The 18,219-nt window shown below is 71.2% G+C and carries 14 protein-coding genes and 1 pseudogene; 7 read left to right on the top strand and 8 right to left on the bottom strand.

All coding sequences use genetic code 11. The features are described 5' to 3' along the window. The first annotated feature begins 14 nt into the window (after positions 1–14). Positions 15–1,412 (top strand): hypothetical protein, encoded by a 1,398-nt coding sequence (locus ACFQRD_RS05110; RefSeq protein WP_377016718.1) that lies wholly within the window; start codon positions 15–17, stop codon positions 1,410–1,412. Between the two features lie 17 nt (positions 1,413–1,429). Here ACFQRD_RS05110 and ACFQRD_RS05105 read toward each other — a convergent pair whose 3' ends face one another. The 7 genes and pseudogenes from ACFQRD_RS05105 to ACFQRD_RS05075 all read right to left on the bottom strand — a co-directional run bounded on the left by ACFQRD_RS05105 (position 1,430) and on the right by ACFQRD_RS05075 (position 9,717). After that, positions 1,430–3,151: an aryl-sulfate sulfotransferase gene (locus ACFQRD_RS05105; protein ID WP_377016720.1), complete on the bottom strand. Its 1,722-nt coding sequence runs from the start codon at positions 3,149–3,151 to the stop codon at positions 1,430–1,432. Between the two features lie 32 nt (positions 3,152–3,183). Then, positions 3,184–3,801: a response regulator gene (locus ACFQRD_RS05100; protein WP_377016722.1), complete on the bottom strand. Its 618-nt coding sequence runs from the start codon at positions 3,799–3,801 to the stop codon at positions 3,184–3,186. Continuing rightward, positions 3,798–5,018, bottom strand: a complete 1,221-nt coding sequence (locus tag ACFQRD_RS05095; protein WP_377803548.1) for a sensor histidine kinase — start codon at positions 5,016–5,018, stop codon at positions 3,798–3,800. The genes ACFQRD_RS05100 and ACFQRD_RS05095 overlap by 4 nt, the downstream gene beginning before the upstream one ends. A gap of 199 nt (positions 5,019–5,217) precedes the next feature. Further along, positions 5,218–5,637 (bottom strand): annotated as a pseudogene (locus tag ACFQRD_RS05090) (DUF6069 family protein); the annotation flags it as partial. 183 nt (positions 5,638–5,820) lie between these two features. Continuing rightward, entirely contained in the window at positions 5,821–7,374 is a 1,554-nt protein-coding gene (locus ACFQRD_RS05085; protein ID WP_377016726.1) for a peptide MFS transporter, read from the bottom strand. A gap of 186 nt (positions 7,375–7,560) precedes the next feature. After that, positions 7,561–8,028 carry a DoxX family protein gene (locus ACFQRD_RS05080; RefSeq protein ID WP_377016728.1) on the bottom strand — a complete coding sequence of 156 codons (468 nt, stop codon included), beginning with the start codon at positions 8,026–8,028 and terminating at the stop codon, positions 7,561–7,563. A gap of 177 nt (positions 8,029–8,205) precedes the next feature. Further along, positions 8,206–9,717: a phytoene desaturase family protein gene (locus tag ACFQRD_RS05075; RefSeq protein WP_377016730.1), complete on the bottom strand. Its 1,512-nt coding sequence runs from the start codon at positions 9,715–9,717 to the stop codon at positions 8,206–8,208. Positions 9,718–9,900: 183 nt separating this feature from the next. On the opposite strand from ACFQRD_RS05075, the gene ACFQRD_RS05070 reads away from it, so the two are divergent. The 4 genes from ACFQRD_RS05070 (at position 9,901) to ACFQRD_RS05055 (ending at position 14,281) form a co-directional block, all read left to right on the top strand. Continuing rightward, the gene (locus tag ACFQRD_RS05070; RefSeq protein ID WP_377016732.1) at positions 9,901–10,758 is read left to right on the top strand and encodes a siderophore-interacting protein; all 858 of its coding nucleotides are present in this window, start codon (positions 9,901–9,903) and stop codon (positions 10,756–10,758) included. Next, positions 10,751–11,452, top strand: coding sequence for a DNA-3-methyladenine glycosylase I (locus ACFQRD_RS05065; protein WP_377016734.1), 702 nt, complete (start codon positions 10,751–10,753; stop codon positions 11,450–11,452). Before ACFQRD_RS05070 ends, ACFQRD_RS05065 begins: the two co-directional genes overlap by 8 nt. Positions 11,453–11,597: 145 nt before the next feature. After that, positions 11,598–13,031, top strand: coding sequence for an O-acetylhomoserine aminocarboxypropyltransferase/cysteine synthase family protein (locus tag ACFQRD_RS05060; RefSeq protein ID WP_377016736.1), 1,434 nt, complete (start codon positions 11,598–11,600; stop codon positions 13,029–13,031). A gap of 62 nt (positions 13,032–13,093) precedes the next feature. Continuing rightward, the gene (locus ACFQRD_RS05055; RefSeq protein WP_377016738.1) at positions 13,094–14,281 is read left to right on the top strand and encodes an FAD-dependent oxidoreductase; all 1,188 of its coding nucleotides are present in this window, start codon (positions 13,094–13,096) and stop codon (positions 14,279–14,281) included. Positions 14,282–14,300: 19 nt separating this feature from the next. On the opposite strand, the gene ACFQRD_RS05050 is transcribed toward ACFQRD_RS05055, so the two are convergent. Then, positions 14,301–15,278: an SDR family oxidoreductase gene (locus ACFQRD_RS05050; protein ID WP_377016740.1), complete on the bottom strand. Its 978-nt coding sequence runs from the start codon at positions 15,276–15,278 to the stop codon at positions 14,301–14,303. A gap of 88 nt (positions 15,279–15,366) precedes the next feature. On the opposite strand from ACFQRD_RS05050, the gene ACFQRD_RS05045 reads away from it, so the two are divergent. After that, positions 15,367–16,152 carry a PIG-L deacetylase family protein gene (locus ACFQRD_RS05045; protein WP_377016742.1) on the top strand — a complete coding sequence of 262 codons (786 nt, stop codon included), beginning with the start codon at positions 15,367–15,369 and terminating at the stop codon, positions 16,150–16,152. A gap of 141 nt (positions 16,153–16,293) precedes the next feature. Further along, positions 16,294–18,162, top strand: coding sequence for a transketolase (locus ACFQRD_RS05040; protein WP_377016744.1), 1,869 nt, complete (start codon positions 16,294–16,296; stop codon positions 18,160–18,162). The last annotated feature ends 57 nt before the right edge of the window (positions 18,163–18,219 follow it).

Here is an 18,219-nt window from a genome sequence, read left to right as displayed (position 1 = left end):
GTCATGCTGGAGGGATGTCGGACAAGAAGCGCCACGGGCACCCGCAGGACGAGCACGACTCGGCCTCACGGCAGCAGTGGCAACGGGAAAGAGAGCAGGTGCTGGCCGAGTACGGAACATGGCGCAGCAGCGATGACGAGCGTGCCGATGTCGCCACCGAGGTGCAGACCCTCGAGACCCTGCTGCGGCTGAAGGCCGAGCAGCAGGGCAGCCCGGAGCCCGGCGTGTGGCGGGAGGAGCAGACCACGGCGCTGCTGACCGAGGTCGTCCCGCGCACAGTCATCCAGCCTCGCGAGCAGGTGATGGATCTGGTTCCCACCCTGAAGCAGTTCTTCGCCTACCTGCGGGCGACCGGCAGGTGGGATCCCGATTCCATGCGTCCCCAGGAGGCCCCCACTTTGCTGGGCAGCCTCGAGTTCGCAACGCTGGAGGCGGCCGACGATCCGTCCCGGCGCTCGTTCTCCACGAACATCCTCGGCTACGGCCTCGCCCAGGGCGTCGACCTCGAGGACGACGCCGAGCTGGCCATCTACATGAACTGGTACAACTCGCTGCCCGACGAGGAGCGCCTCGAGCTCAGCGAGACCGGCCGGCTGGCGAATCCCTCGACGCCGTTCGATCCGGACACCGCGCCGCGCGAGAGCCCCGCCGCCGGCGTATCGACCTCGGCCTGGCCCTGGTTCCTGCCGGCCCCGGACGAGGACATCGGCAATCCGCTGGCCGGTACCGACCCCGGCCAGGAGCGCGAGGCGTTCGCCGCCAACTCCTTCGTCCAGCGGGCGGTGGCTGTCCTGGAGTTCGTCGGCGACGGCCGCCGGGTCACCGGTACCGACGCCCTCGGCCGCGCCGATTCTGCAGCCCTGCTGGAACAGATGGGGATCGAGCGGGGCGTGCGGAGCATGTGGGACCACCCAGAGCTCGCCGGGCCGTGGATCGCACTGCTGGACGGGGGATGGCTGGAGATCGGCGCCGGCTGGGTGCGGCGCGAGACGGGGCCGGTCCGCTTCGTCCCGGCGTCCGAGGATCCCGACGGGTTCGTCGAGTTCGGTCACGCCGTGCTCACCGCGACACTGTTCGGCAAGGACGCTCGCGACGGGGCGGACGGTGGATTCATGGGCATGCCGGATACGATCGCGGCCCTGCTGGTGGCGTGCGGTCCGGGCGGCCTGACCTTGCACGACGCCCTCTCGGAGGAACCCGATGCGCCGGAGGTCCCGCAGGATCCGTCCACCGGAGAGTGGGACCGTGATGAGCTGAGGCGCCTCTTCGCCGTCGCCCACGACCTCTCCGACCTCGCCGCCATGGGCGTGCTCGAACGCGATGGCAACCGCTACAGCGGGTCATCGGCGGTGATGGTGGCTCTGATCGAGCTGATCAAGGAGCACGGCCCGGGGGAGAGCGAGAGCCGCTAGCGGGGATGGACGCCCGTTCACGCCCCGGCGAACCAGAAGTCCTCGAAGCCGTCCTTGTACACCCGGTACGCCATGCTCTGGGAGTCGTAGCGGTACTGCGCCAGCGGGGTGCCGTCGGCCGCGCGCTCGGAGAACTCGTTGTACCGGCCGGAGTTGACCACGAGCGGATCATCCACGGTGCCGCCGCCTAGTCGTTGGACGTTGGAGACCACGGAGGAGTAGGCGACGTCGACCCGCAGGTCCTCGCCGAAGGTGCCCGCGCTTTCGTCGACGAGGTACCGCAGGATGTGACTGGTGCCCTCCATGTCGTCCGTGCTGGATCCCTCCGGCTGCAGGTCCAGCCAGTCCTCCTCGTCGCGGGTGCCGAGGTTCCACCAGTTGTTGTTGTACATCTCGAGGTAGTACTGCCCCTCGGGCAGGGAGTCGTCGTCGATCCGCCGCACCGAGTGCTGACCGGCGATCTCGGTGGGGGAGCCGTCCGGGCTGAGGAACTGGTCCTCGTGCTCGGTGCCCGCGTACAGGCCTTGAGCTCCGATGAGCCAGCGCACCGAGGGGTCGGAATCGGCCTCGAGCGCATCGTCCAGGGCGATGATGGTGGAGGTCTCGCGGCTGGAGAGGTACATGACCCCGCCGGCGACGTGGATGGAGTTGATGTGCGTCCAGTCCTTGCCCTTCGCCGTGGTGCCTCCGGCCTCTCCCTCCTGGGTGTGCGCGAGCTTCTCGTACTCCGGGAACACTTTCTGCAGGTCCACGCACTCGGCGGACTCGCCGGAGGTGAGGTCGATGCGCATCACCCGGTCCTCGACCCGATCGGTGTTCTCGGCCGAGGTCAGCAGGTAGGCGACGTCCCCCACCACATCGAGGTCGTGATGGGCGAGATGACCGTCGATATCGATGATGATTCTCGCGTGTCCCAGCGGGTCGATGACGGAGACCTGTCGCCCACCGGTGGTGGTCACCAGGCGTCCGTCCTCGCTCACGAAGTTGTGCTGACTGTGGTCGCCCGAACGGAACTCTGCGCGCAGCACGCCGCGTTCGTCGAACAGGATCGTGTTGAAGCTGTTCTCCGGTTCCCGGCGGGTCACGCCGGCCAGGGCGAACAGACCAGGGGTCAGAGCCTGCTCATCGTGGATCTCGGTGGAGAGCTGCGTGCTGTAGTCCGACAGAGCGGCGGGGGCTTTGACGTGCACCCGGGAGGTGACCGTCTCGCCCCTCTCGGGCTCCCACGTCAGGGTGAGGTCGTTGTGCGCGCCGGGGACCAAACCGATCACCAGCCCCTCGAAGCCGGACCCGTCGGCCGCATGGTTCGCGGCGGTGCGCGAGTAGTCCTCGGTGCCGAGGACCTCGACGGAGTACGAGAGCCGCCCGGCGGCGGCGACGGTGAAGTACACGTACAGACCCGTGCGCGTGGTTCCGTAGGGGTCGAGCACCAGCAGCGGCTCCTGCGCCGTCCACTCCTGCTCCTCCTTGGCGGCCTGCAGCACGTCGTGGCGGGCCGACTGTCCCTGTTCCGTGTACGTCTCCGGCGCGGCCCCGCCCTCGGGGACGTCGAAGCCGACCTGACGGATCGGATGGTCGCCGTACGCGTCGGCGTACTCGGAGAGCTTCGCGGTGGCCTTGGCCGTGGACCCGTCGGGATCCTCGGTGCACCCCGCCAGGGCGAGCGCGCCGACGCCGGAGACGGCCAGCAGGGCACGACGCGTCAGCGACGCACGCGGTCGGTCGGAGGTCAGAGCCATGGGTGCTTCCTTCTGTTCTCGGTCCGACGAGTCTAGAGCGCCGGATCGACCCAGCCGTGCTCACGCGCCAGGGCCTCGGCCTCGGCGCGATTGCGGGCACCGGTCTTGCCGATCGCCGAGGAGAGATAGTTGCGCACTGTCTGTTCGGAAAGGTGCACCGACGTGGCGATGTCGGCGACGGTCGCGCCCCCGCGGGACCGCACCAGCACCTCCGCCTCCCGAGCCGTGAGCGGATTGGGCGGGGCGCTCAGGGCGGCGGTCGCCAGTCGCGGCTGGACGACCCGCTCCCCGGCGAGCACTCGACGGATCGCTGCGGCCAACTGGTCAGCAGGATCGTCCTTGACCAGGAATCCCCGCGCGCCGTCGGCCATCGCCTGACGCAAGTACGCCGCGCGCGCGAAGGTCGTGACGATGATGGCGGCACACCAGGGTGCTTCATCGGCGAGGCGGGGGAGTGCCTCGAGTCCGCTGCCACCCGGGAGGTCGATGTCCAGGAGTGCGACATCGACCCGGTGCCGCCGGACAGCCGGCAGTATCTCGTCACCTCGTGCCACCTCGGCGACGACCTCGAGGTCGTCTTCGAGCTTCAACAGCGAGGCCAGCGCGGATCGCAGCATCGCCTGGTCCTCGGCCAGCAGTACTCTGGTCACGGCGACGACGACTTCCTTTCATGAGGCGACGCGGCCCAGGCCGCGGATACCGGGAGGGTGGCCTCGAGACGGAAACCGTCGTTCGTCGGCCCGGCCGTGAGCGTTCCACCATGCTCATCGATACGCTCTCGGAGGCCTCGCAGACCCGCTCCGGCACGGAACGGTCGGGAGGTCCCGGGCCCGTCGTCGGCGACGACGAGCTGTGTCGCATTCGCGTCGACTGCCGCGACGATGTGGCAATGCTGCGCCCGCGCGTGGCGGACCACGTTCGTCACGCCCTCGCGGATCACCCAGACCAGGACGGCCTGAGAGTCCTGGTCGAGCCCGGGCGGAGGCGGGTCGATCCTGACGCGGATCCCGGCGGCACGCAGCGCCGCCCCGGCACGGGTCAGCTCGTCCTCGAGTCCGCCGTCACGGTAGCCCGCTACGGCGTCCCGGACCTCCGCGAGCGCGGTGCGCCCCAAGGACTCGATGTCTGCGCCGTGGGCGGTCGCCGATGCCGGATCGGCCTCGGCCAGCCGACGCACCGCTTCGGCTTTCACCACGATCACCGACAGGGTGTGGCCCAGCAGATCATGCAGGTCACGCGAGAACCGCAGCCGCTCGGCCGCCACCGCTGCCTCGGCCAGCTCGCGCCGGGTCCGGTCAAGCTCGGTGACCGTCGCAGCGAGGCGGTGGACGACGTAGGAACCCATTCCGCTGAGCAGAGTGGTGACGGCCAGGCCAGCGACCACGCCCGCGTCGACGCGGGCCAGCATGGCCACGGCAACCGTCACGACCGTGATCAGGGCGATCGCTGCCGGACCGGTGTCGGGCGGGAGCACCACACTGGCGGTGATCGCGACCAGCGGCAGCGTCGCGAAGGCGAGGCCCGGACCGTCGGCTGAGGTGCCGGTCAGGAGAATCGCACCGGCCAGGACGCCCTCGAGGGCGAGGAGCAGGACGGGCGTCAGCCGGCGCCGTCGGGCTCGTGAGGGGCGGAGGACGACGATCATGGCGGCCGCGAAGGACGCGCACAGCGCGAGCATGAGGGCCAGGTCGAGCCAGCGTCGCTCCTGCACGGCCACGACCAGGAACGCCCCCAGCAGCAGGGGAGGCCACGCCAGCACCAGCCACGGGCCGAATCGTCTCCACCGGCCGCCCCTCGGGCCGGGCAGGTCGGGGCAGCGGCCGGCCGCGGGACCCGACGCGGCATCGGCACGGCCATCCGTGTCCATCGTCCTCGTATCCCGCGCAGTCATCGCGCGCAGCGCTCCGTCGTCGGCGTCGTCGGCAGTCTCGTCTCATCACGGTCGAAGGGGCGGGCCCCGGCAGAATCGCGGGCCCCGGCAGAATCGTACGCGCAGCCGCGGCTCCCGGGACCCGGGCCCATGGCGACCGCGGCTGCGGGCCGGCCTGCGCCGTGGGATCGGGCCGTCATCGGGACTCGGCCGGTCGCACCGCGGGCTCGGGACGCCCGGTGACGCCGGTGAATGCTCCCACGACCACGGCGGCCACCACGAGGTGGAGCAGGCTCAGCGTGATCGCGGCGCCGACGTCGCCGGTCATGGTGAGCGGTGAGGCCAAGGAGAGGACGGCGATGGTGACTGCGATGCCTCGCCACAGCCGTGGGCCGCGAGCCGTCCACCTCTCCAGGACTGCGAGGACGATCCAACCGAGCGCTCCGCTGAGCAGGGAGGAACCCACGACGGCAGCGAGCCCCACCGTGCGAGCACCGACGGGTCCGCCGGGGACCTCGGCGACATCGAGTTCGACGCCGAGAACGGGCACCGCGATGGTCCAGACGGCGGCGGCCATGGCGGCGGCCGCGAGCAGTCCCATGAACCGGCGGAGACGGCTGGGCCGCGCGGAGCGGGGTGGGCGTTGGTCAGGTGACTCGTGCGATCCATGTCCGCGACACTATGAGCGGCGGCACCGGTCCCGGCAGTGCGCGTTGTCCCCGGGCCGGCGGTACGAATGTCCTCGTCGAGCGGGCGGCCTCTCCCTGGGAGCGTGCAGTATCGCCCGCAGGCAGGCTGGTCAGAGCACCCCGCGCATGCCCTTGGTCACCGGCTTGGCGATGGCGAGCATGATCAGGCCGATGCCGATGGTCACCGCGCCGAGCACGCCGAAGTAGGCGACCTCGTTCTCGGGCGAGTAGAACTGCGCCAGCGCCCCGGAGAGCGAGGTGCCCAGCGCCACCGAGAGGTTGTACAGCGCCATCATCATCACCGGGAACGCCGAGGGCGCCAGCTTCGTGGCCAGGGACAGACCCACCGGGGACAGGGAGAGCTCACCGAGCGTGGCGACCAGCATGATCATCGCGACCCACAGCACCGGCACGGCGACCACGGAGGCCATGGGCAGGAACAGCACGAAGGCGGAGCCCATCAGCATGATGCCGATCGCGAACTTCACCGGGGTGCCCGGCTGGCGGCGGCCGAGCTTGGTCCACAGCGCTGCGAAGAGCGGGGCCAGGACGATGATGAAGAACGGGTTGAACGACTGCACCCATGGGATGGGCATCTCCCAGGTGGGGATGCCCAGGACGCCGAACAGCTCCCGGTCCAGCCGGCTGTCCGAGTACAGCGTGATCACGGTGAACTGCTGCTGGAACAGCGCGAAGAACGCGGCGGTCCCGATGAACAGCGGGATGAACGCCACCACCCGGGACCGCTCGTCGGCGGTGACCTTCTTCGAGATCAGCAGCATCGCGAAGATGACCACGGCGCCGGCGACGGACAGGCCCGTCATGATGTTCGCCAGATTGCCGGGGTGGATCGCGCCGGCGAGGACCAGGGCGATCACCAGGGCCACGACGCCGACGGCGACCGCCGCCCACACCGCGAACTTCGAGCGCGGCAGGGGATCCGGGACGACCTGGGCGGTGGCCGGCAGGCCACCACGGGTGAGGACGTACTGGGTCAGTCCGATGGCCATGCCGGCCGCGGCGAGGCCGAAGCCGAGGTGGAAGCCCCACTGCTGCTGGGCGAAACCGGTGATCAGCGGGCCGAACAGGCCGCCGATGTTCACACCCATGTAGTAGATCGAGAAGCCCGCGTCACGGCGCGTGTCCCTCACGTCGTACAGCGAACCGACCAGGGTCGCTGCGGTCGCCTTGAGCCCGCCGGAGCCGACGCCCACCAGCAGCAGACCGGCGATCAGACCCGGGACGCCCGGCACCAGCGCGAGTGCGATGTGGCCGAGCATGATCATCACGGCGCTGATGAACAGCGTCTTCTCCGGGCCCAGCAGGCGGTCGGAGACCAGCGCGCCGATGATGCAGAAGATGTAGACGGAGCCGCCGTAGGCGCCGACGATGCTCGCCGCCACCGTCTCGTCGATCCCGAGCCCGCCGCGGGTGACCTCGAAGTACATGTACAGCGCGAGGATGCCCTGCATGCCGTAGAAGCTGAAGCGCTCCCACAGCTCGACGCTGAAGAGGTTCGCCAGCGGGCGCGGCTGTCCGAGGAAGGTCTTGCCCGAAGGATTGTGCAGATCCTTCTCGCCGGTGGCGACGGCGGTCGCGCCACCGTCGCCGCCCGGCTGATCGGGCAGCGGCGCGGTCGGATCGGGGGTGTCGGAAGAATTCACGGTGAGCGATCCTGCGCCAGATACGGCGCGCGCGGCAATGTCACCGGCGCGGATGTGACGAAGCTGTCGGCGTGATGGGGCTCATGAAACGGGCATTCCCGGGCACGCCGGGAGAGCTCATCGCGCGGGCGACCCGGCCACCGGCGGCTGTCTGTCACCGGCAGCAGCCGGGCCGCCCCGGATGGTTCAGGACGCCGAGGCGGAGCGCGCCGAGCTGCGCCGTCCCGTCGAGCCGCCGCCGACGAAGCGGTCCAGGGCGATCGTTCCGGGGCCGACGGCGGCGAGCACGAGTGCGGAGACGCCGAGGACGCCGACGAGCTCCCAGCCACCCTCGGCCACGAACAGCCCGGCGGGAACGTGGACCATGAAGGCGGCCACGGCCATGTCGACGGCGAGGACCACGCCGGCGAGCCCGGTGAACAGGCCCAGGATCAGCAGCGCGCCGCCGATCAGTTCGGCGAAGGCGACGACCGGCGCGGCGATCCCGGGAGCGGGAATGCCCATGCCCTCGAATCCCTGGGTGGTCGCCCCGAGTCCGTTCTGGCCGATCTTCTGCCATCCGTGCGCCATGAAGACGACGCCGACGACGAGCCGAGCGATCAGGAGTGCGGGGTCACGGAGGGCAGGGAAGCGGGATGCGGAGGAAGAGGCCATGTGAGCGTCCTTTCGGGGGACAGAGCGGCACCCGGAGGCTCCGGGTGGCCTCCACGGTAGAAGAAAGATCAATCAGGACTCCACCCCGGGCCGTCGGCAGAACTCACCGCACGGAGTGGGCGCGCTGGATCAGCGGGCCGGCACGCTCAGGTGCGCAGGCGCCTGGTACTCAGCCGCTCAGGCAGTCGGCGGGGCCGAACCGGCGGGGCCCAGATCCGGCAGCTCGTCGATCCCGAACTCGCGCTGCAGCACGCGCTGCGCGGCGTGCCAGCCGCTCATGCCGTGGACCCCCGGGCCGGGCGGGGTGGCCGCCGAGCAGAGGTACCAGCCGGTCTCTGCCAGCCGGTACGGATCCCACCGTGCGGTGGGGCGGGCGATCATGTCGGCCATCGTCACCCGGCCCATGGAGATGTCCCCGCCGACCAGAGCAGGATTGTGCTCGGCCATGTCCGCGGCACAGACCCCACGGGAGGCGACGACCACGTCGCGGAACCCCGGCGCGAAGCGCTCGATCTGGCGGATGACCAGCTCTGTCGGGTCCGTGGTGTCTCCGGCCGGCACGTGCGCGTATGCCCACACGGGGCGGAGACCGTCGTGGATCCGGCCAGGATCGGCGATCGAAGGATCGCTGACCAGGGTCACGGGGCGCGCGGGAACCCGGCCCGCGGCGACGTCGGCCTCGGCGGCAGCCATCTGCTCCCGGGTGCCGCCGAGATGCTGGGTCCCGGCGCGGGCCACGTCGGGATCGCGCCAGGGCACCGGGCCGGAGAGGACGAAGTCGACCTTCGCGGCGGCGTTGCCGTGCGGAAAGCGGCGCAGGGAGCGCTCGAGGGAGCGGGGCAGACGGTTGGCGAGGATGTCCGCCGCCGCCCCGGCAGGCGTGTCGAGCAGGACCGCGCGGGCGGGTGGGACGTCGCGCCAGGTTCGCACGCGGTGGCCGGTGCGGATCTGCCCGCCGTGCTCGCGCAGGTCCGCGGCCAGCGCGTCGATGATCGTCTGGGAGCCGCCGACGGGGATCGGCCAGCCGGTGCCGTGGGCGAGCGTGCCCAGCAAGGACGCCGTCGCACTGAGGCCCAGGGAGGGCATGCGGCCGATGGCGTGCGCGGCGACGCCGCCGAGCAGTGCGCGCGCCCGATCCGTGCGGAAGGGGAGATCCCAGGCCGGCGTCCCCTGGGCCCCGAGCAGCGCACCGAACAGCGGTGCCACCGCAAGGGTGCGCGGGGTCAGGGCCGCTGGTGGCACCGAGCGCTTGTCGCCGAGGGCGAGCTGGACCACCAGCTCCCAGTTCCTCGACAGCGTTCCCAGGGTCGCGCGCCAGGCCGTCCCGTCGGCGCCGAGCCCGTCGGCCGTGCGCTCGACGTCATGCCAGGCGATCGCCGCCGGTTCGTCATCCAGCGGCTGCGCGTAGGAGGCCTCCGGGGCGACCATGGTCACGCCGCGGGAGGCGATGTCGAACGCGCGGAAGAAGGGGCTCGCCAGCGCCATGGGCTGGACCGCCGAGCAGATGTCGTGCACCAGCCCGGGGGCGAGCTCCAGATCGAGGGTCCGGGCTCCGCCTCCGACGGTCTCCTGCGCCTCGAGCACCTCGACCGTGAGCCCGGCCCGGGCCAGGGTGACGGCAGCGGCCAGGCCGTTGGGGCCGGAGCCGACGACGACGGCGTCGACCTCGGGCGAAGGGGATGCGCTCACAACGGTGAGCCTACGCGGAACCGCTCCGGTCGGACAGGTCCGGAACGCACTGTCGCGCGGGGTCCCGATCTGTTCGTCCGCACGGAACTGATCGGAACCGACACGGCGGTCGGGGCCGCAGCGGGGCGCGGGCCGCCCCGGGCAACTATTTACGAAACAGGGTCGTCGCGTAATGTGGGACGCATGGAGAGCACCTCAGCCGGATCCGCGTCCACCGCCACCGCACAGCGCGGACCCACGCGACCGCGGAAGCAGGCCGTGCTGGAGGTGACGGGCAAGACCCGCATCTCGCCCCGACTGCTGCGGGTCACGCTGGGCGGTCAGGAGTACTCGCAGCTGAACCGCAACGATCACACCGACGCCTACGTCAAGCTGCTGATCGCCGATCCGGCCGCCGGGCTGCAGCCTCCCTACGACCTCGACGCGCTGCGAGAGCAGCACCCGGATCTGCTGCCCGCCCGGCGTACCTACACCGTGCGCCACTGGGACGACGAGGCCCGGAGCCTGGATATCGACGTGGTCCTCCACGGCGACGGGGAGGACAGCGGCGTGGCCGCACGCTGGGCCGACGGCGCGCTTCCCGGTGACCGCATCGCCCTGATGGGCGCCGGCGGCGACTACACGCCGGCCGCCTCCACGGAGTCCCACCTGCTGATCGGCGACCACGCCTCCCTGCCCGCCATCGCGGCGTCCCTCGAGGCCATGGACCCCTCCGCCACCGGCGTGGCACTGATCCACCTCGATCACGACGAGGACCAGCTCGACCTGCCCCACCCGGCAGGGATCGAGCTGCGCTGGGTGATCGGGGCCCGCGAGCAGCTGCTGGAGGAGGTCTCCGCGCTCGATCTCTCCGTCCCCGAGCGCTTCGGGGTCTTCTGCCATGCCGAGCGGGGCCTGACCAAGCAGCTGCGCCGGATCCTGGTCAAGGAGGCCGGCATTCCGCGTGAGCAGGTCTCGATCTCCGCCTACTGGGCGCTGGGCCGCATCGAGGACCAGTTCCAGGCCGAGAAGCGCGAGCCGATCGGCGCGATCGATGACTGAACCCGGCCCGAGCTCCCCGGCGGGTCCGGGGGCCGAGGCGCCGGCGCCCGTCCCCGCAGTGGTGGTGGGACCGGACGGGCTCGCCCGGCCCACGTGGGCCTCCGTGCACGACGACCTGCGGGAGTACTACGACACCGAATGGGGCATGCCCGTCCGCGACGAACGCGGAGTCTTCGAGAGACTCGCCCTCGAGGGCTTCCAGTCGGGCCTGAGCTGGGCGACGATCCTGCGTCGGCGCGAGGGCTTCCGCCGGGCCTTCGCCGGGTTCGAGGTCGAGGCGGTCGCAGCTTTCACGGCGCAGGATGTGGAGCGGCTGCTCACCGACACCGGCATCATCCGCCACCGCGGCAAGATCCAGGCCACGATCTCCAACGCGCGCGCAACCATCGACCTGCGCAGCGCCGAGGGGATCGGCGCCCGTGGCGACCTCGGCCCCGGGGCGAGCCTCGCCGACCTCGTGTGGTCCTACCGTCCCGAGCGCACCCCGATGCCCACGACGCCCGCCGATGTTCCCACCACCAGCGCCGAGTCGATCGCCGCCGCCAAGGAGCTGAAGCGTCGTGGGTTCCGCTTCGTCGGCCCGACGACGATGTTCGCGCTGATGGAGGCGCTCGGGATCGTCGACACCCACCTCGTCGGCTCCCATCGCCGCGGCACCTCCGGCGTCTGGGCGGCGGACGGCACCCCGGCCTGAGCCCAGACCCCGCAGCGGCCTCCTGTCCGTCGGCCGTCCGAAACAGTTCGTCACAGTCCTCGTCGCCAGGACGAAGCGTCCTCGATCCTGACAGGACCGCGATCGAACCGAGGTCGCCGATGAACGACGCACCAGGGAGGCCCTTGTGAGCACCGCAGCGATACACGCCGGGTGGCGAGGCGACGACACCCATGGCGCCGTCGTGCCTCCTGTCTACTCCACCAGCGCCTACGCCCACCGCGACCACAGCTCCCTGAAGGACCTGTTCGCCCGGCGCTGCGAGGGCTTCGCCTACTCACGATCGGGGAACCCCACCACAGCCGTGCTCGAGGAGCGGATCACCGCGCTCGAGGGCGGGATCGGAGCGATCGCCGTGGCCAGCGGACAGGCGGCCACCACGATCGCCCTGTGCGCCCTGCTCGAGCCCGGCAGCCACGTGGTCGCCTCCGAGCTGCTGTACGGCGGCACCACCGAGTTCCTCGACGACACCCTGGCCGACCTCGGGGTCACCACCACCACGGTCGACCCCTGGGACCTGAACGCGTGGGAACAGGCCATCACGCCGCAGACCCGCGCGGTCCTGGTCGAGTCCATCGCCAACCCGGGCGCCCAGCTGGTCGACCTCGATGCCATCAGCGCCATCGCCCACGCCCGCGACGTGCCCGTGGTCGTCGACTCCACCCTGGCCAGTCCGGCGCTCTACCGCCCGGGCGAGCACGGGGCGGACATCGTCGTCCACTCCGCCACGAAGTACCTCTGCGGCCACGGCACCACCATCGCCGGGCTGATCGTCGACACCGGCAGCTTCGACCCGCGCCGATGTCCCGAGCGGTGGCAGCGGCTGACCACCCCCAATCGCCGGTTCGGCGTCACCTTCGCCGACGAGTACGACGGCGGCTGCTCCGGCTTCCTCGCCTACGCGCGCGCCAAATACGTCACCGACTTCGGCGCCACCCTTCCCGCGGCCAGCGCCCAGCAGATCCTCGTCGGCATCGAGACCCTCGACCTGCGGATGCGCAAGATCAGCGCCGACGCCGCAGCCCTGGCGGCTCGGCTGCACGGCTCCGCCGGGCTCACGCGGGTCAACCACCCGAGCATCCCGGGCCGGCCCGACGCCGCCGTCGCCGACCGCGACTTCCCTCGCGGGACCTCCGGCGTGTTCTCGCTCGAGCTCGACGGGGGAGAGGCGGCCGCCGCGGCCTTCTGCGATGCGCTGACGCTGTGGACCCTCGCCGTGAACATCGGTGATGCGCGCTCCCTGGTGTGCCACCCCGCCACCACCACCCACTCCCATCTCACCGAGGTCCAGCGCCTCGCCTGCGGCGTCGGCCCGGGCACCGTGCGCCTCAGCGTCGGTCTCGAGGACCTCGAGGATCTCGCCGCCGATCTCGAGCGCGGCCTGGCGGCGGCCCGGGCAGCCGTCCCTGGAACCGTCTCCGCCTCCCGGAGCGCGAGCATCGACGATCCGGATGGTCGGCCGGTCACCTCCTCCACGCCGGCAGAGGCCCCGGGGCCCTCAGAGCTCTCGCAGCCGCCGGTGCCCTCGTCCCAGAACGCCGTACCCGCCCCTCAGAGGTGACACAGCTCGCCTCCCGGAACAGCGCAAGCGGCCGGGAGGTTCGAGGGGGTGTGGAGACCTCCGTGCGCACCGCCGACGTCGTGGTGATCGGGGCCGGGCAGGCCGGCCTGTCCGTCGCCTATCACCTGCTGCGTCGTGGGGTGCGTCCCGCAGCCGGCGCCGACCGGCAGACCGCGGACGCGCTCGGGGAGAACCCGGTTCCGGGCGTGGGGACCTTCGTGGTACTGGATGCCGAGACGGGCCCGGGCGGGGCCTGGCGCCACCGCTGGGAGAGCCTGACCATGGCCACCGTCAACGGCATCCGCGAACTGCCCGGCATGCCCCGGGTGGACGCCGCTGCCGACGTGTCCGCGCGCCGTGCGGTACCCGACTACTTCGCGGACTTCGAGCAGCGCTTCGAGGTCCCCGTCGAACGCCCCGTCCGCGTGACGCTGGTCGAGGAGGACCCGTCCGCCGACGCCGCCACTGATGCCGACGTCGGTCCCCGCCGCGACTCGGGCTCCGGGGCGGGCCGTGCCCCGCTGCTGGTCCACTCCGTCGGCGCCGACGGCACGCCTCGGGCACCGATCCGCACCCGCGCGGTCCTCAACGCCACCGGGACCTGGACCCGGCCGTTCCGGCCCGCCTACCCGGGGGCCGGAGACTTCCGGGGCCGTCAGCTGCACACCGTGGACTATGTGCGCGCCGAGGACTTCGCGGGGCAACGCGTCGCAATCGTCGGCGGCGGTATCAGCGCCCTCGGTCACCTGCAGGAGATCGCCGAGGTCGCGACCACCTTCTGGTACACCCGCCGGGAGCCACGCTTCGAGGACCGGCCCTTCACCGAGGAGTTCGGTCGGGAGGCCGTGGCAGCAGTCAGCGAGCGCGTGGCCCGCGGACTGCCGGTGCGGAGCGTCGTCTCCGCGACCGGATTGGTGTGGACTCCGGCTCTGCGCGAGGCCCAGCGTCGCGGCATCCTCGAACGTCGTCCCATGTTCACCCGCATCACCGAGGACGAGGTTCTCGAGGCCGACGGGAGCGAGACCCCTGTGGACGTGATCCTGTGGGCCACGGGGTTCCGGCACGAGCTGCGACATCTCAGCCCACTTGGGCTGCACAACGAGCACGGCGGGATCTCCCTCGAGGGCACCGCCGTGGCGGGCGATGCCCGTGTCCATCTGCTCGGGTACGGACCGAGCGCCTCGACCATCGGTGCGAACCGGGCAGGTCGCACCGCCGTCCGGGACCTGATGCGCGCTTTCGCCGCGTGAGGACGCGGCGCGCGCCGGTTCAGGCCCCGTAGCGCTCGATCAGCCGGTCCAGCGCGGCATCCAGTTCCGGGTCGGTCTCCTGGCGCAGATCGTCGGTGAGGTACCACTCGACGATCTCGCGCGAACCCTCGGAGAAGGGTGTGGTCGCTTCCCAGCCGGGGACCAGCTGCTTGATGCGGGAGTTGTCGAACAGGACCGAATGGGCCTTGTCGCCGACCAGGCCCGGCCCGATCGACGGGATCTCCCGCGCGATCGCCTCCGACGTCACGTGGACGATGTCGACCTCTCGTCCCAGGGCGCGGCCGAGCTGCCGCGCGATCTGGTCCCAGGTCAGCGACTCATCGCTGGTGATGTGCACAGCCTGGCCGATGGCGTGGGGATTGCCGAACAGGCCCACGAAGGCCCTGGCGAAGTCATGGGAGTGCGTCAGCGTCCACCAGCTGGTGCCATCGCCGTGGATCACGATCGGCCGGCCGTCCAGGATGCGCCGGAGGGTGGCCCACTTGCCCTCCAGGGGGATCAGGGAGGGGCCGTAGGTGTGGCTGGGCCGCACGATCGTCATCGGGAATCCCGTCTCCCGGTAGGCCGCGACCAGCAGGTCCTCGCTGGCGATCTTGTCGCGGGCGTACTTCCAGAACGGGTTGCGCAGCGGGGTGGATTCGACGATCGGCAGCTGCGCGATCGGCTTCTGATACGCGGAGGCGCTGGAGATGTAGAGATACTGCTCGGTGCGGCCCGCGAAGATGCGGATGTCGTCGGCCGCCTGCTGCGGACTGAACGCACGGAAGTTCGCGACCACATCGAAGGTCCGGGAGCCGACAGCCGCCTCGAGCGAGGAGGGATCCCCGGCATCCCCGACGAGCGTCTCCACACCCTCGGGCACGGGGGAGCGCCCACGATTGAGGACCGTGACCTCATGGCCGCGCTCCAGCGCGACCCGGGTGACGTAGGAGCTGATGTTTCCGGTTCCACCGATGAGCAGGATACGCATGCTCATCACGCTACCGTCGGTGCTCCCTGGTGGCTACGGTGAGAGCAGGCCCCGCGCAGTCATGCGCAGCCCTGCACAGTCCTGAGGAGCACAGATGCCCACCGACCCCTCGCCCGGCGGCACCCTGACCACGGAACCGTCCCCGCTGCCGCCGCTGCCCGAGCATGATCTGCGCCGGGTGCTGTGCATCGTGGCCCATCCCGATGACATGGAGTACGGAGCCTCGTCCGCGGTCGCCGCGTGGACGGCAGCCGGCGTCGAGGTGACCTATCTGCTGCTGACCCGCGGCGAGGCCGGGATGGCCGATGCCCCCGAGATCATCGCCCCGCTGCGGGCGACGGAGCAGCGTCGCGCCTGCGACATCGTCGGCGTCGGCGACCTGCGCATCCTCGAGCACCCCGACGGCATGCTCGAGCCGAGCCTCGCCCTGCGCCGCGACGTCGCCCGGACGGTGCGGCAGGTACGCCCGGACCTCGTGCTGACCGCCAACTTCGACCTCGAGGCCTACGGCAGCCTGAACCAGGCCGATCACCGCGCCGCCGGGCTCAGCGCCGCCGACGGCACCCGGGATGCCGCCAATCCCTGGGTCTTCCGCGAACTGCATGAGCACGAGGCACTCGCCCCCTGGCAGGCGCGCGCCCTCCTGGTGGTCGGCCATCCCGAGCCCACGCACGCCAAGACCGTCGACGGCGATCACGTCCGGGCCGCCGTCGCCTCTCTCGGCGCCCACGAGGCCTACCTCGAGCACGTCACCGGCCATCCGGCCCCCGGCGACTTCATCCCCGAGATCCTGCGGGCCGGGGGAGAGGCGGCCGGCGCCGAGTACGCCGTCACGCTGCGAGTCCACGACCTCGGCGGCCTGGAACCGCCGACGGCGTGACGGCTCTGACCGCCTGGTCGCACCGCGGCATTGCCGCACCGGGATCCGGCTCCTAGGGTTATCAGCACACAGGACGACGAGCCACGGACCCGTCGGCGGCGTCCCGATACTCTCCGCCCCGGGGTCCGGGAAGGAGAAGACATGACCACGTCCATCCAGGAGAACTCCGACCTCGACCAGGTCCGCGAGCTCGCCGCGCAGCTGCGCGTCGATTCCGTCCGCGCCTCCACCAGCGCCGGCTCCGGGCACCCCTCCTCGAGCATGTCCGCCGCAGACATCCTGGCGACGCTGACCTCGAGGCACCTCCGCTACGACTGGGATCAGCCCGATGCCCCCGGAAACGACCACCTGGTCTTCTCCAAGGGGCACGCCTCCCCGCTGCTGTACTCGGTGTACAAGGCCGTCGGAGTCGTCTCCGACGATGAACTGATGAACGGCTACCGCCGCTTCGATCATCGGCTCGAAGGCCACCCCACCCCCGCACTGCCCTGGGTCGACGTCGCCACCGGCTCCCTCGGACAGGGCCTGCCCGACGCGGTCGGCATCGCACTGGCCGGCAAGTACCTCGAGAAGGCCCCCTACCGCGTGTGGGTGCTGTGCGGCGACAGCGAGATGGCCGAGGGCTCGATGTGGGAGGCGCTGGCCACGGCGTCCCACTACGAGCTGACGAACATGGTCACCATCGTCGACGTCAACCGGCTGGGCCAGCGCGGTGAGACCGCCCTGGGCTGGGACCTGGAGACCTACGCCGCACGGGTGGAGGCCTTCGGCGCCCGCGCCGTCCAGATCGACGGGCACGACCTCGAGCAGATCGACGAGGCCCTCGCCCTGATCGACGAAGACCCCGAGCGTCCCCTGGTGATCCTCGCCAAGACCGTCAAGGGCAAGGGCTACACGCCGATGGAGGACGCCCTGGACTGGCACGGCAAGCCGTTGCCGGAGGACAAGTCCCGCGAGGCGATCGAGGAGCTCGGCGGCGAGCGGAACCTGCAGGTGCGCGGCCCGAAGCCGCCCGAGGTCCAGCGCCCCGACCTCAGCACCGGCCAGGTCGAGCTGCCCACGTTCGACAAGGGCGAGGAGATCGCCACCCGCAAGGCCTACGGTGCGGGCCTGGCCGCCGTCGCGGCGGCGGACCAGCGCGTGGTGGCGCTGGACGGCGAGGTCTCCAACTCCACCGGTGCCGCCACCTTCGTCGACGAGTACCCGGACCGCTTCTTCGAGATGTTCATCGCCGAACAGCAGATGGTCGCCGCCGCCACCGGCCTGTCCACGCGCGGATACGTCGCCTTCGCCTCGTCGTTCGCGGCGTTCCTCACCCGCGCGGCGGACTTCATCCGCATGGCCCCGGTCTCCCAGGCGGACCTGCGGCTGGTCGGCTCGCATGCCGGCGTCGAGATCGGAGCCGACGGTCCCTCCCAGATGGCGCTGGAGGATCTCGCCCTGTTCACCGCGACGCAGGGATCGACCGTGCTGTACCCCTCCGACGCCACGTCGACGGTCGCGCTGGTCGAGCAGATGGCGGCCACCTCGGGCGTCAGCTACCTCCGCACCACTCGCGGCGGCTACCCCGTCCTGTACGAGGCGGGGGAGACCTTCCCCGTGGGCGGGTCCAAGACGGTGCGCAGCTCCGACAGCGACGACGTCACGATCATCGGCGCCGGCGTGACCGTGCACGAGGCGCTCTCGGCGGCGGAGACCCTCGGTGAGCAGGGCACCCGTGCCCGTGTCATCGACGCGTACTCGATCAAGCCGATCGACGTGGAAGGGATCCGGGCGGCGGTGGAGGCCACCGGTGGTCGCGTGGTGGTGGTCGAGGACCATCACCACGAGGGCGGCCTCGGCGCCGCCGTGCTGGCGGCCCTGGCGACTGCGCCGATCAATGATCTCCACTTCGAGCACCTCGCCGTCGACGGTGTGCCCGGCTCCGGCACCACGGCGGAGCTGCTCGGGTGGGCCGGGATCGACGCCGAGCACATCGCCAGCGCGGCCCGGAGCCTGCTGGAGGCCTGAGAGCCGCCGTCCTCTGCGCCAGCGCCGTCCTGTCGACGACCGGTGAGGCAGTCCCCG

It is taken from the genome of Brachybacterium sp. GCM10030268 (genome assembly GCF_042666305.1).
Lineage (GTDB): Bacteria > Actinomycetota > Actinomycetes > Actinomycetales > Dermabacteraceae > Brachybacterium.
This window is presented reverse-complemented; position numbering and strand designations above follow the sequence as displayed.

Coding starts and splice junctions, on each gene's coding strand:
- ACFQRD_RS05070 (WP_377016732.1), top strand. CDS start 9,901: ATGGAGAGCACCTCAGCCGGATCCGCGTCCACCGCCACCGCACAGCGC.
- ACFQRD_RS05080 (WP_377016728.1), bottom strand. CDS start 8,028: ATGGCCTCTTCCTCCGCATCCCGCTTCCCTGCCCTCCGTGACCCCGCA.
- ACFQRD_RS05050 (WP_377016740.1), bottom strand. CDS start 15,278: ATGAGCATGCGTATCCTGCTCATCGGTGGAACCGGAAACATCAGCTCC.
- ACFQRD_RS05095 (WP_377803548.1), bottom strand. CDS start 5,018: ATGGACACGGATGGCCGTGCCGATGCCGCGTCGGGTCCCGCGGCCGGC.
- ACFQRD_RS05045 (WP_377016742.1), top strand. CDS start 15,367: ATGCCCACCGACCCCTCGCCCGGCGGCACCCTGACCACGGAACCGTCC.
- ACFQRD_RS05040 (WP_377016744.1), top strand. CDS start 16,294: ATGACCACGTCCATCCAGGAGAACTCCGACCTCGACCAGGTCCGCGAG.
- ACFQRD_RS05110 (WP_377016718.1), top strand. CDS start 15: ATGTCGGACAAGAAGCGCCACGGGCACCCGCAGGACGAGCACGACTCG.
- ACFQRD_RS05065 (WP_377016734.1), top strand. CDS start 10,751: ATGACTGAACCCGGCCCGAGCTCCCCGGCGGGTCCGGGGGCCGAGGCG.
- ACFQRD_RS05105 (WP_377016720.1), bottom strand. CDS start 3,151: ATGGCTCTGACCTCCGACCGACCGCGTGCGTCGCTGACGCGTCGTGCC.